Genomic DNA, 12,404 nt, shown 5'->3' with positions numbered 1-12,404 from the left:
GCGTGCCACCCTAGGGTCCAATTGGTACGGCATAAGGAGCCAATATCAGAAGGGTGGCCATGACAAGTCAGGTGCGTGGCCCCCAATTGGCCCGACTACTCGGGCAGTGGCACGCCCTGCCGGGCCGCCGCCGCAGCCCGGACTACGCGGCGCTCGCCGCCGCCGTCCGGGGGCTGCTCGCCGACGGCCGCCTGCCCCTGGGGGTGCGCCTGCCCGCCGAGCGGGAGCTGGCCGAGGCGCTGCGGATCAGCCGGACCACGGTCACCGCCGCATACCGGCTGCTGCGGGAGACCGGCCACCTGGCCAGCCGGCGGGGCGCGGGGAGCTGGACCATGCTCCCGGGCACCCACCGGGTCGCCAGCACCGGGCTGTGGACCCCGCAGGACGACCGGGACATGATCGACCTCGGGATGGCCGCGCTGGCCGCCCCGGCGGAGCTGATGCCCGCCGCCCGCGCCGCCGCCGAGGACCTGCCCCGCTACCTGGGCGGCGCCGGCTACCACCCGACCGGCATCATCGAACTGCGCGAGGCCGTGGCCGCCGGGTACACCGACCGGGGCCTGCCCACCTCGCCCGACCAGATCATGATCACCAGCGGCACCCAGCACGCGCTGGACCTGGTGCTGCGGCTGGCCCTGGCCCCCGGGGGCAGCGTGCTGGTCGAGTCGCCGACCTACCCGAACGCCCTCGCCGCGCTGGCCGCCCGGCGGGCCCGGATCACCACCCACGGGCTGGCCACCGACGGTGCCGGGTGGGACGCCGACCTGCTGCTGGGCAGCCTGCGCCAGGGGCGGCCGAAGCTGGCGTACCTGATCCCGGAGTTCCAGAACCCGACCGGGCACCTGATGCCCGCCGAGCTGCGCGAGCGGGTGGTCGGCGCGGCCCACGCCGCCGGCACCGACCTGGTCATCGACGAGTCGTTCGTGGACCTGCCGCTGGACGGCACCCCGCTGCCGCCGCCCGTCGCCACCTTCGACCGGCACTCCCGGGTGATCTCCATCGGCGGGATGAGCAAGCCGTACTGGGGCGGCCTGCGCATCGGCTGGGTGCGCGCCTCCGCCCCCCAGGTGCAGCGGCTGGCCGCCGCCCGGGTCGGGGTGGACATGGCCGGCCCGGTGCTGGACCAGCTGGTCGCGGTCCACCTGCTGGCCGACGCGTCGACCATCGTGGCCGCCCGGCGGGTGCAGCTCGCCGCCCAGCGCGACGCGTTGACCGGCGCGCTCGCGCAGCGGCTGCCCGACTGGCGGGTCACCGTCCCGCGTGGCGGGGTGACGCTCTGGGCCGAGCTGGACGGGCCGATCTCCAGCGCGCTCGCCCGGGCCGCCGAGGAGGTCGGCGTACGGCTGGCCCCCGGACCCCGGTTCGGCCTGGACGGGACGCTGGAGCGGTTCCTGCGGCTGCCGTTCACCCTGCCGGCCGCGGACCTGGTCGACGCTGTGGGGCGGCTCGCCGCGGTCCGGTACGACCTGGACCGTGGCGGCCGGCCGCGGTGGCGGGAGCCGGCCGTCATCGCCTGAGCGGCGGAGTGGGCAACAGGGGCTGGCCGCAGTGGGTCTACCCCGGTGCGCCCGGCTCCCGGACCACCCGGCCGAGATCGAGGGGAGCCGTGGCGGGGCGAGCACCTGTGAGCCGACGGCGGCGGCCGTGTCCCGGGACGGGGGGACACGGCCGCCGGCGGGACCGCGGTCAGAGCTCGGCGAGCGTGCCGGCGTACATCTTCTCGATCTCGGCCGCGAAGTTGCCCTCCACGCCCCGACGCTTGATCTTCAGGGACGGGGTCATCTCGCCGTGCTCGATGGTCAGGTCCCGGGGGAGGACGGCGACCTTCTTGATCGTCTCCCAGCGGTTCAGCTTGGCGTTGAGCTGGGCGACGTACTCCTCGACCATGAGCCGGGCCTCGTCGGAGGCGACGATCTCGGCGTACCCGCGGCCCTCCAGGGGGCCGCCCGCCGCCCAGCCGGTGATCGCGTCCGGGTCGAGGCTGACCAGCATGGTGCAGTAGTTGCGGGCCTGGCCGATCACGATCGCCTGCGAGGTGTACGGGCAGAGCGCCTTGAACATCCCCTCGATGTGCGACGGCGCGATGTACTTCCCGCCGGAGGTCTTGACCAGGTCCTTCTTCCGGTCGGTGATGCGCAGGTAGCCGTCCTCGTCGAGGCTGCCGATGTCGCCGGTGCGGAAGAACCCGTCGTCGGTGAACGCGGCGGCGGTGTCCTCGGGCAGGTTGTGGTAGCCGCGCATCACCGGGCGGCCCCGGACCAGGATCTCCCCGTCGGTGTCGATCCGGCACTCGAGGTCGCCCATCGCCCGGCCCACGGTGCCGATCCGCAGCCCGTCCGGCGGGTTGACGAAGTTGCCGGCGCTGGTCTCGGTGAGGCCGTACCCCTCCGAGATGGGCAGGTTGGCGGCGGCGAAGAAGCCGGCGATCTCCTTGCTCAGCGGCGCGGCGCCGGAGACCAGCACCCGGATCCGCCCACCGAGCCGGGCCTGGAGCTTGCTGAACACCAGCTTCTCGGCCAGCGCGTACTTCAGCCTCAGCCCGGCCGGCACGGGACGGCCGGCCTGCTCCAGGGCCACCTTCGCCTGGCCGACCCCGACCCCCCAGGCGAAGATCTTGGCCTTGGCGCCGCCGGCGTCCCGGGCGGTGGTGACCACCTTGTTGTAGATCTTCTCGAACACCCGGGGCGCCCCGCACATCAGCGTCGGCCGGATGACCCCGAGCAGGTCGACCAGCTTCTCCACCCGGCCGTCGACGTAGGTCGGCAGGCCGACGTGGGTGGACCCGCAGAGCAGGGTCTTGCCGAACGAGTGGGACAGCGGGAGCCACAGGTACTGCAGGTCGTCGTCGCGCAGCAGCCCGACCTCGTCCTGTGCCACCCCCTCCCAGCACCAGCCGCCGTGCAGCAGCTCGACGCCCTTGGGTCGGCCGGTGGTGCCCGAGGTGTAGATCAGGGTGGCCAGGTGCTCCGGCCCGATTCCGGCCACCAGCCGCTCGATCAGCCCCGGCTCGGCGGCGAGCGCCCGGGCGCCCTGCTCCTCCAGCTCGGCCAGGGTCAGCTGGGGCACGGCCGAGGCGGGATCGGCCGCGCCGTCGAAGAGCACCACGTGGGTCAGCGCCGGCAGTTCCGCGCCGGCGAGCTTCGCGGCCTGGGCCGGGTTCTCGGCGAACAGCACCCGGGAGCCGGAGTCGGCGACGATGTACGCCGCCTCCTCGGGCTCGGTGGTCGGGTACACGGTGGTGGTGGCGCCGCCGGCGCACATGATGCCGAAGTCGGCGATGACCCAGTCGAGCCGGGTGCTCGCCAGGATCGCCACCGGGTTCTCCTGGCCGACACCGAGCCCGTGCAGCCCGGCCGCGACCGCCTTGGCCCGCTGGCTGACCTGCCGCCAGGTCAGCCAGACCGGCCCGGAGTCGTCGGGGGCGGGGTGGGCGAAGGCGTGGCGGTCGGGGGACGCCGCGACGCGCTTGAGGAACATGTCGGGGATGGAACGGTACGGTACATCGAGAGCCATCGCTGTAGCCGCCTTCAGGGCTGGAGGCGTGACGGGGGTCACGTCATTCTGCGGTTACCGAAGGGTATTGCCTGCACCGCCCATCGGCTAGCCCTGGCGATCCCAGGCTGCGCTGCCGGGTGCGGCCTCAGGCGTACCGGGCGGCACGGGTGGACCAGTCGTAGGTGGCCCGCACCCAGTTGCTCCGGGCGGCCAGGAACGGGCGCACCGTCGGGTCGTCGGCGAGCAGGGCCGCCTCCCGCTCGGCGTACACCGCGAGGGTGCGGTTGAACCGGTCGGCGGCGGCACGCAGCGCCGCCGGCTCGTCTCGGCCGGTCTCGGCCGCGATCGCGCTGACCAGGTTGTGCGCGTCCGGACCCGACTGGTTCTCCTTGCCGTACGAGAAGATGTCGTTGCACCAGCAGACCAGGTCCGCGGCGAGGGTCTCGACGTCGACCAGCGCCGGCTCGACCCGGCGTTCCGCCGCGGGCGGGGCGTCGTACGCCAGGTCGGTCAGGGTGAACGCGGGATGCACGGCGCCGGTGTGCCGGCGTAGCTGGACGTACTCCGCCACCCCGGGGGTGCGCCGGCGCTCCCGGTTCGCCGCCTCCCAGAGCAGGGCCAGCAGGTAGTCGCGCACCTGGCCGACGAAGCGCAGCAGCAGCCCGGGGGAGCCGTGGATCCGGGTCCGTCGGCACAGGTCGTCCAGGGCGCTGCCGAGCGGGTCGCCGCCCGCGTTCCCCGGTGCGCCGTGCCGGTCGAGAACGTCGAGCAGGTCGGCGACGGCCGGGGCCAGCCGGGTGGGTGCCGCGCCGAGGCCGTCCTCGTCGCAGGCGCCGTCGACCACGAACAGCCAGGTGACCAGGTCGGTGAGCAGGCGCAGGCGCTCGCCGGCCGCGTCCGGACAGGTACGCCCGGCCAGCTCGGCGGCGGCCGCCCCGCGCAGCCGGATCAGCCGGTGCCTGTTGGTGATCAGACCGAGTTCCTGTGCCCAGGCCAGGCTCGCCTCGGCGGCCAGGTCGGTCTCGGCGTGCCGGCGCGGGGGAAACGGCGGTTCGTCCAGGGCCGAGACTGCGAAACTTCGCATGTCGCCCTTCCGGATGTGGCCGCCCCGGGGTGGGGCGACGGCCGGACGAGGGTACGTCAGCACCGATCGACATTCATAATTCGGTCACGAATGGTTCACACCCGGGTGTGATCGAAGAATCGCGATCCGTCAGATGCCCAGCTTGGCGGACCTCAGCCGCTCGGCCAGCTCCGCGGGCCCGTCCACCTGCACCCGGGCCACCCGCTGCCGGCCGGTCAGGAACAGCACCAGTTCGCCCGGCGGGCCGACCAGCCGGGCCCGCTGCCCGCCCCGCCCCGCCGACAGCTCGCCGTGCCCGGGCGCCTGCACCAGCAGGTCGGCCGGGAAGCGGCGCAACGCCAGCCGGCCCAGCACCCCGGCCCGGCGCCACAGCACGGCGTGCAGCCCGGCCGGCAGGTCCCTCGGCTGCCACCCGGGCCGGGCCCGGCGGACGTCCTCGTGGTGGATGTAGAACTCCATGGTGTTGACCAGCTCGTCGGTGAGCGGGTTGCTCACCGGGCTCCACACCGGCGGGCGGCGGACCTGGCCGAGCAGCTCGGCGAACGGCCGGGCCGCGATCCGGGCCCGCACCCCCTCGGCGTAGTTGCGCAGGGGCGGCAGCATGATCCCGCCGGCGGCGTCCGGCCGGCGTTCCCGGACGATCAGGTGGGCGGCGAGGTCGCGGACCGACCAGCCCTCGTTGATCGTCGGCGCGTCCGGACCCAGGCTCAGCATGAGGTCGGCGAGCGCGTCGCGCTCCGACCGGGCGTACCGCGTCATCGCCCGATCGTAGGCCGGTCCGGCGCGCTCGGCGCGGCGGCGGCGTCGAAGGCCGGGACGTGATCACCGACATACCCGGTGCGGGACGGCGGGGTGGACCGGACCCGGTAAGGATGAGGGGGGATAATTGCGGCTTACGGCGGGGGAGAGCGTGACCAGCAAGGCAAGTCGGGACGTGCTCGGCAGAGGACTGTCCGTGCTCGGCCGGGCGATCCGGGAACAGCCCCGGATCTTCGCGGTCGCGGTGGCCGGCAGCGTGTTGTACGGCGGGCTGGTCATCGCCAGCGCGTACATCGTCGGCGCGGTGGTCGGTGACGTGGTGGTGCCGGCGGTCGAGCGCGGGTCGGTGGGCGTGGCGGCCATCGCCCTCGCCGCCGGGGCCCTGTTCGGCATGAGCGTGCTGCGGGTGGTCGGCATCTTCGGCCGCCGGCTCGGCGCCGGCTACATGCAGTTCCGGCTCCAGGCCGCGTACCGTCGCCGGGTCACCCGTCGCTACCTGGACCTGCCGTTGTCCTGGCACCAGCGCAACGCCACCGGCACCCTGTTGTCCAACGCCAACTCCGACGTCGAGGCGACCTGGTACCCGATCGCCCCGCTGCCGTTCGCGGTCGGCACGCTGGTGATGCTGGTCGGCGCGGTCGCCTCGCTCTTCCTCACCGACTGGGCGCTGGCCCTGGTCGGGCTGGCCGTGTTCCCGGCGCTGTTCGCCCTCAACGTGGTCTACTCCCGCTGGATGGCCCCCCGCCAGGCCCGCGCCCAGCGGCTGCGCGCGGAGGTCAGCGGGATCGCCCACGAGAGCTTCGACGGCGCCCTGGTGGTCAAGACGATGGGCCGCGAGGCCCAGGAGACCGCCCGGTTCTCCGCCCGGGCCGGTGAGCTGCGCAACGCGCTGATCTCCGTCGGCCGGCTGCGCGGCGTGTTCGACCCGCTGCTGGAGACCCTGCCCGGTCTCGGCACCCTCGCCGTGCTGGTGGTCGGCGCGTTCCGGCTCCGGCAGGGTGCCATCACGGTCACCGAGCTGGTCAGCGTGGCGTTCCTGTTCACCGTCCTGGCGTTCCCGGTGCGGGCCATCGGCTGGGTCCTGGCCGAGCTGCCGCGCAGCGTCGCCGGCTGGGACCGGGTGCGCCAGGTGCTCGACGCCACCGGCGAGATGTCGTACGGGGATGTCGCGCTCGACCCGGCCGACCCCACCCCGGCCAACCTGACCTTCGCCGACGTCGGCTTCGCGTACGAGCCGGCCGAGGCGGACCTGCCCGGCGTCGAGGTGCTCGGGGGGGTCTCCTTCACCGTTCCGGCCGGGAAGACCGTGGCCCTGGTCGGGCCGACCGGCTCCGGGAAGTCGACGATCACCGCGCTGGCGGTGCGGCTGATCGACCCGCACACGGGCGCGGTCCGCCTCGACGGGGTGGACGTCCGCGAGCTCACGGCCACATCGCTGGCGGGCGCCGCCGCGCTGGTGGCCCAGGTGCCGTTCGTCTTCGACGACACGGTCCGGGCCAACATCACCCTGGACCGGCCCGACATCGCCGACGAGGACGTCTGGGCGGTGCTGCGGCTGGCCGAGGCGGACGGCTTCGTCGCCGCGCTGCCCGACGGGCTGGACACGATGGTCGGCGAGCGGGGCACCTCGCTCTCCGGCGGGCAGCGGCAGCGGCTCACCCTGGCCCGAGCGCTGGCCGGGCGACCCCGGCTGCTGGTCCTCGACGACGCCACCAGCGCGGTGGACCCCCGGGTGGAGGCGGCCATCCTGGCCGGGCTGCGCGCCCCGACCGCCGGGGGGCCGGCCGCCTCGATCCTGGTGGTGGCGTACCGGCGGGCCACCATTGCGCTCGCCGACGAGGTGATCTACCTGGAGCACGGCCGGGTGCTCGCCCGGGGCACCCACACCGAGCTGCTCGCCACCGTTGCCGGCTACGCCGACCTGGTCACCGCCTACGAGCAGGCCGAGACCGACCCCCAGCAGGAGCGCACGCCCGACGAGGTCAAGCCGTTGGCCTCGGGCCTGGAGATCGAGGTGGATCGGTGAGCGCGAGGAGTGAGCTTGCGAGCCCCGCAGTCGTGAACGAGGTGGATCGGTGAGCGCGAGGAGTGAGCTTGCGAGCCCCGCAGTCGTGAACGAGGTGGATCGGTGAGCGCGAGGAGTGAGCTTGCGAGCCCCGCAGAGGAGGAGAGCACCTGGCAGACCCTGCGGCGGGGGCTGGCCCTCTCCCCGGAGCTGCGCGCCGGCCTGGCCGGCACGCTCGCCCTGGCGTTGGTCTACATGGTCGGCCGGGTGGCCGTGCCGGTGGCCGTGCAGCAGGGCATCGACAAGGGCATCGTCGGTGGGCTCGACCTGGATGTGGTCTGGACGGTGGTGGTGGTTGCGGTCGCCGTGTTGGTGGTGACCACCATCTGCGGCTACCTGATGATGCGGCGGCTGTTCACGGTCAGCGAGACCGCCCTGGCCAACGTGCGCACCCGGGCGTTCCGGCACGTGCACGACCTGTCGATGCTGCACCAGCAGTCCGAGCGGCGCGGTTCGCTGGTCTCCCGGGTGACCAGCGACGTCGACCAGATCACCCAGTTCCTCCAGTGGGGCGGGGTGATCCTGATCGTCAACCTCGGTCAGCTCGCGGTGACCACGGCGGTGATGCTGGCGTACTCGTGGCAGCTCACCCTGGTGGTGCTCGCCGCGTTCGCGCCGGCGGTGCTGGTGATCCGGGTGCTCCAGCGCCGCCTCGCCGGGGCGTACGGGGTGGTCCGGCAGCGGATGGGGACGCTGCTCGGGACGATCGCCGAGAGCGTGGTGGGGGCGCCGGTGATCCGGGCGTACGGGATCGCGGGGCGGACGGCCCGTCGGCTGGACGTGGCGATCGAGGGGCAGCGGCAGGCCCAGCAGCGGGCGATCCGGATCAGCATCCTGGGCAGCTCGGTGGGGGAGTTGGCGGCCGGGCTGGCGCTGGCCGGCGTCGTCGTCCTCGGGATCACGCTCGGGGTGGACGGCACCCTGTCGGTCGGTCAGCTCACGGCGTTCCTGTTCCTGGTGACGTTGTTCATCCAGCCGGTGCAGATCGCCACCGAGGTGCTCAACGAGGCGCAGAACGCGATCGCCGGCTGGCGGCGGGTGCTCGACGTGCTGGACGTCGTCCCGGACGTGGCCGACCCGGGCGAGCGGGGGCGGGAGCTGCCGTCCGGCCCGCTGGACATCCGCTTCGCCGGGGTGGGTTTCGCCTACCCGGGTGGCCCGCCGGTGCTGCACGACGTCAGCCTGGAGATCTCGGCGAAGAGCCGGGTGGCCGTGGTGGGGGAGACGGGAAGCGGCAAGACCACCTTCGCCAAGCTGCTCACCCGGCTGATGGATCCGACCGGCGGCGAGGTGCTGCTGTCCGGGGTGCCGCTGCCGCAGGTCCGGTTCGACTCGCTGCGCGCGCGGGTGGTGATGGTTCCGCAGGACGGCTTCCTCTTCGACGCCACTGTCGGGGAGAACGTCCGGTTCGCCCGGCCGGAGCTGACCGACGCCGAGCTGACGGCGGCCTTCACCGAGCTGGGGCTGGTGGACTGGCTGGACGGGCTTCCGGCCGGGCTGGACACCCCGGTCGGCGAGCGCGGCGAGGCGTTGAGCGTGGGGGAGCGGCAGCTCGTCGCGCTGGCGCGGGCGTACGTCGCCGACCCTGACCTGCTGGTGCTGGACGAGGCGACGAGCGCGGTCGACCCGGCCACCGAGGTCCGCCTGCAGCGCGCCCTGGACGCGGTGACCCGGGGCCGGACCACCCTCGCGATCGCGCACCGGCTCTCCACGGCGCAGGCGGCGGACGAGGTGATCGTGGTGGACCGGGGCCGGGTCGTGCAGCGCGGCCCGCACGACGAGCTGGTCCGCGAGCCGGGCTCGGTCTACGGGCTGCTCTACGCCTCCTGGCTGGAGCAGACCCGCTGACCGGGTGACCCGGCCGGAACCGGCAAGGCGGTGGACGTGGGGGGCGCGGGTGGTCTACGGTGCCACTTAGGTAAGCCTAACCTTTGGAGGTGGGTCGTGCGCCCCAGCACCGCCCTGCGGCCCAGTCCCGCCGAGATCGTCCGGACTCTGGCCGCCGGCCGGCTGCCGGGCCTGGCCTACCTCGCCCAGCGGCCCGGCCCGTTCCACGTCCGGCACGTCACCGACGCCGAGGGTCGGGTGCTGCTGCTCGTACCGGTGCACAGCGACCTCGCGGCGGCGCTGCCGCCGGGCGGCGACGTCGCCGTGGCGCTCGACGTGCTGGACCTGCCGCCGGCCGCCGGCGCCCCGTCGCTGGGTCGGGCCTGGGTCTCCGGCTGGGCGGCCGCGCTGCACGGCGACGCCGCCCGCCGCGGCGCGCTGGACTACGCCGAGGTGGACCCGACGGGAGACCTGCTCGACGTCGGCACCCGGTTCCGGCTGTACCGCTTCGAGGTGGCCGAGGCCCGCCTGGAGCGCCCTGACGGACTGCTCCGGATCGACCCGCTGGCGTACGCGGAGGCCGAGCCGGACCCGCTGCACCCGGTGGAGGCGGAGCTGCTGGCCGAGCTCACCGTGCAGCACGGCCGGGAGATGACGGCGTACGTCCGGCGGCAGCTCGGCCTGGCCGACGCGGCCCGGGCCGACCCGCCCCGGGTGGTGCGGGTCGACCGGTACGGCCTGGTGGTCTCCTTCGGTTCCCCCGGCGCGCGGCGGCGGGCCCGGTTGGCCTTCCCGAGCCCGCTGGCCGACCACGGCGAGCTGGCCCGGCTGCTGCACCCCGCGTTCTGCCGGCCCGCCGAGTCACCCCGCCTGACCGGCCCCGCCTGACCGGCCCGCCCGCGCCCGTGTCCCCCGCACCCGCGTCCCGGCGCGAGCGGGGGACCAGCTCCGCCGGGGGCGTCGACCGGAGCACTACGAGAGGTCGCCGCACAGGTATCGCTGGACCGTGGGGGCGATCGCGACGACCAGGGTCTCCGCCGGCGCGGAGGCGACCGGCTCCAGCCGGATCACGTGCCGCATCATGGCCAGCCCGATCATCTGGGTGGCCACCAGCGACCCGCGCAGCGGCCGCTCGGCCGGGTCGACGTCGAGGTGGTCCAGGACCCGGCGCAGCACCTGCGTGACCAGGAACTCGCGCAGCAGCCGGGCGGTCCACTCGTTGCTCACCCCGGATCGCAGCAGGGCCACGGCGCCGGCGCCCGCCGGGGAGTCCCAGACCTCCAGGAACGTGCGGACCAGCCGCTCGCCGACGCCGTCGGCGTCCCCGCCGAGCACCCCGGGGAACAGCTCGCCGGGGTCGACCGGGGCGTCCATCGAGGACAGGAAGAGCTGGTCCTTGGTGCCGAAGTAGTGGTGCACCAGCGCCGGATCCACCCCCGCCGCCCCGGCGATCGACCGGATCGAGGTCGCGTCGAAGCCCCGCTCCGCGAATGCGGCCCGGGCCGCGTCGAGGATCGCCTCCCGGGTGTCCGGGTTGCCGGGTCGTCGACCGGTCCGCCGCGCCATCGCCGCCCTTCCCACGTTCGTCGTCGTGCCGTCCGCCCCCGGCGGCTCAGCCGCTGCGTCGGCGCAGGGTGGCCGCGGCGAGCACCAGCGCCAGCACCACCGCGCCGGCCACCACCCCGAGGTCCCGCCACATCGTGCCGGTCGGTTCGGCGTGCGCGCCGACCTCCTGCAACGCCTCGACCGCGTACGACAGGGGGAGGGCGTAGCTGACCGCCTGGAGCCAGCCGGCCATCTCGTCGCGGGCGACGAAGAGCCCGCAGAGCAGCAGCTGGGGGATCACCACGACCGGCATGAACTGTACGGCCTGGAACTCGGTGCGGGCGAACGCGCTGCAGAACAGCCCGAGGGCCACCCCGAGCACCGCGTTGACCACCGCGATCCCGATCACCAGGGCGCTGCTGCCGGCGGTGGTCAGCCCGAACACCCAGTACGCCACGGCCGCGGCGATCGCGGCCTGCCCGGCGGCGGCGACGCCGAACGCGATGCCGTAGCCGAACAGCAGGTCGAGCCGGCCGAGCGGGGTGGTGAGCAGCCGTTCCAGGGTGCCGGAGGTGCGCTCGCGCAGCATCGCGATGCTGGTCACCAGGAACATGATCACGAACGGGAAGATGCCGAGCAACACCAGCGCCACCCGGTCGAACATGCTCGGTTGGCCGGGTGGGGTGGGCTGCTCGGCATACATGAAGTGGACGAGGGTGAGCAGCAGCGCCGGCACCACCACGAGCAGGGCGACGGTGCGCCGGTCGTGCCGGAGCTGGCGCAGGATGCGCCCGGTGGTGGCGGCCAGGATGCGCGGGCTCACGACGCACCCCCGTCCGGGCCGGTGGTGCGGCCCGTGCCGTCGGCCGTGATCCCGGCCGTGCCGCCGGCCCGGATCAGGCGCAGGAACGCCTCGTCGAGGTCGTCGACCCCGGTGGCGGCGCGGACCGCGTCGGGGGTGTCGTCGGCGATCAGCCGGCCCTCGCGGATCAGCAGCAGCCGGTCGCAGCGGGCCGCCTCGTCCATCACGTGGCTGGACACCAGCAGGGTCGTCCCGGCCGCGGCGAGGGCGTGGAACCGGGCCCACAGGTCGGCGCGCAGCACCGGGTCCTGCCCGACGGTCGGCTCGTCGAGGACGATCAGCTCCGGCTCGCCGACCAGGGCGCAGGCCAGCGACGCCCGGCTGCGCTGGCCGCCGGAGAGGGTGCCGACGAGCTGCCCGGCCGCCTCCGCCAGCCCGACGTCGGCCACCGACCGGTCCGCCTCGGCCCGGCCCCGGCCCTGCAGGACGGCGAAGTAGCGGGCGTTCTCCCGGACGGTGAGGTCGGCGTACACGCTGGGCGCCTGGGTCAGGTAGCCGACCCGGCTGCGCAGCGGCGCCGAGCCGGCGGGGCGGCCGAGCACGGTCACCGAGCCGGAGCGGACGGTCTGCACGCCGACGACGGCCCGCATCAGGGTGGTCTTGCCGCTGCCGCTCGGCCCGAGCAGCCCGGTCACCGAGCCGCGCGGCACCGTGCAGCTCACGCCGTGCAGCACCCGCCGCCGGCCACGGTCCACGACCAGGTCGCGGACTGCGATCGCGTGGTCCATCGTCACCTCCAGATTTCATCACCTAATGAAATCAACGCT

The 12,404-nt window shown here is 74.3% G+C and carries 10 protein-coding genes; 4 read left to right on the top strand and 6 right to left on the bottom strand.

Features of this window, described 5'->3' with window-relative positions; translation table 11 throughout:
- Positions 1 to 59: 59 nt before the first annotated feature.
- Positions 60 to 1,517, top strand: a complete 1,458-nt coding sequence (locus ACQPZO_RS21620; protein ID WP_433343498.1) for a PLP-dependent aminotransferase family protein — start codon at positions 60 to 62, stop codon at positions 1,515 to 1,517.
- Positions 1,518 to 1,686: 169 nt separating this feature from the next.
- On the opposite strand, the gene ACQPZO_RS21615 is transcribed toward ACQPZO_RS21620, so the two are convergent.
- The 3 genes from ACQPZO_RS21615 to ACQPZO_RS21605 all read right to left on the bottom strand — a co-directional run bounded on the left by ACQPZO_RS21615 (position 1,687) and on the right by ACQPZO_RS21605 (position 5,338).
- Positions 1,687 to 3,513, bottom strand: a complete 1,827-nt coding sequence (locus ACQPZO_RS21615; RefSeq protein ID WP_433343496.1) for an AMP-dependent synthetase/ligase — start codon at positions 3,511 to 3,513, stop codon at positions 1,687 to 1,689.
- A gap of 127 nt (positions 3,514 to 3,640) precedes the next feature.
- Positions 3,641 to 4,579 carry a terpene synthase family protein gene (locus tag ACQPZO_RS21610; protein ID WP_433343494.1) on the bottom strand — a complete coding sequence of 313 codons (939 nt, stop codon included), beginning with the start codon at positions 4,577 to 4,579 and terminating at the stop codon, positions 3,641 to 3,643.
- Positions 4,580 to 4,708: 129 nt separating this feature from the next.
- Positions 4,709 to 5,338, bottom strand: coding sequence for a TIGR03085 family metal-binding protein (locus ACQPZO_RS21605; protein ID WP_433343492.1), 630 nt, complete (start codon positions 5,336 to 5,338; stop codon positions 4,709 to 4,711).
- Between the two features lie 151 nt (positions 5,339 to 5,489).
- On the opposite strand from ACQPZO_RS21605, the gene ACQPZO_RS21600 reads away from it, so the two are divergent.
- From ACQPZO_RS21600 to ACQPZO_RS21590, 3 genes are all read left to right on the top strand, one after another.
- Complete coding sequence (locus ACQPZO_RS21600) at positions 5,490 to 7,364, top strand: ABC transporter ATP-binding protein (RefSeq protein ID WP_433343491.1); 1,875 nt, start codon at positions 5,490 to 5,492, stop codon at positions 7,362 to 7,364.
- A gap of 102 nt (positions 7,365 to 7,466) precedes the next feature.
- Complete coding sequence (locus ACQPZO_RS21595; protein WP_433343489.1) at positions 7,467 to 9,251, top strand: ABC transporter ATP-binding protein; 1,785 nt, start codon at positions 7,467 to 7,469, stop codon at positions 9,249 to 9,251.
- Between the two features lie 114 nt (positions 9,252 to 9,365).
- On the top strand, positions 9,366 to 10,118 hold the full coding sequence (locus ACQPZO_RS21590) for a DUF2470 domain-containing protein (RefSeq protein ID WP_433351136.1): 753 nt from the start codon (positions 9,366 to 9,368) through the stop codon (positions 10,116 to 10,118).
- Between the two features lie 84 nt (positions 10,119 to 10,202).
- Here the strand turns inward: ACQPZO_RS21590 and ACQPZO_RS21585 are convergent, their stop codons facing one another.
- From ACQPZO_RS21585 to ACQPZO_RS21575, 3 genes are read right to left on the bottom strand one after another with little or no spacing between them, the layout of a single operon-like run.
- The gene (locus ACQPZO_RS21585; RefSeq protein WP_433343488.1) at positions 10,203 to 10,796 is read right to left on the bottom strand and encodes a TetR family transcriptional regulator; all 594 of its coding nucleotides are present in this window, start codon (positions 10,794 to 10,796) and stop codon (positions 10,203 to 10,205) included.
- A gap of 46 nt (positions 10,797 to 10,842) precedes the next feature.
- The gene (locus tag ACQPZO_RS21580; RefSeq protein WP_433343487.1) at positions 10,843 to 11,598 is read right to left on the bottom strand and encodes an ABC transporter permease; all 756 of its coding nucleotides are present in this window, start codon (positions 11,596 to 11,598) and stop codon (positions 10,843 to 10,845) included.
- Positions 11,595 to 12,365: an ABC transporter ATP-binding protein gene (locus tag ACQPZO_RS21575; protein WP_433343485.1), complete on the bottom strand. Its 771-nt coding sequence runs from the start codon at positions 12,363 to 12,365 to the stop codon at positions 11,595 to 11,597. The genes ACQPZO_RS21580 and ACQPZO_RS21575 overlap by 4 nt, the downstream gene beginning before the upstream one ends.
- Between the last annotated feature and the right edge of the window lie 39 nt (positions 12,366 to 12,404).

The organism is Micromonospora sp. CA-111912, from assembly GCF_050948415.1.
Classification (GTDB): Bacteria; Actinomycetota; Actinomycetes; order Mycobacteriales; family Micromonosporaceae; genus Micromonospora.
The sequence above is the reverse complement of the archived record's forward strand: the minus strand, read 5'-3'. Positions and strand labels throughout refer to the sequence as shown.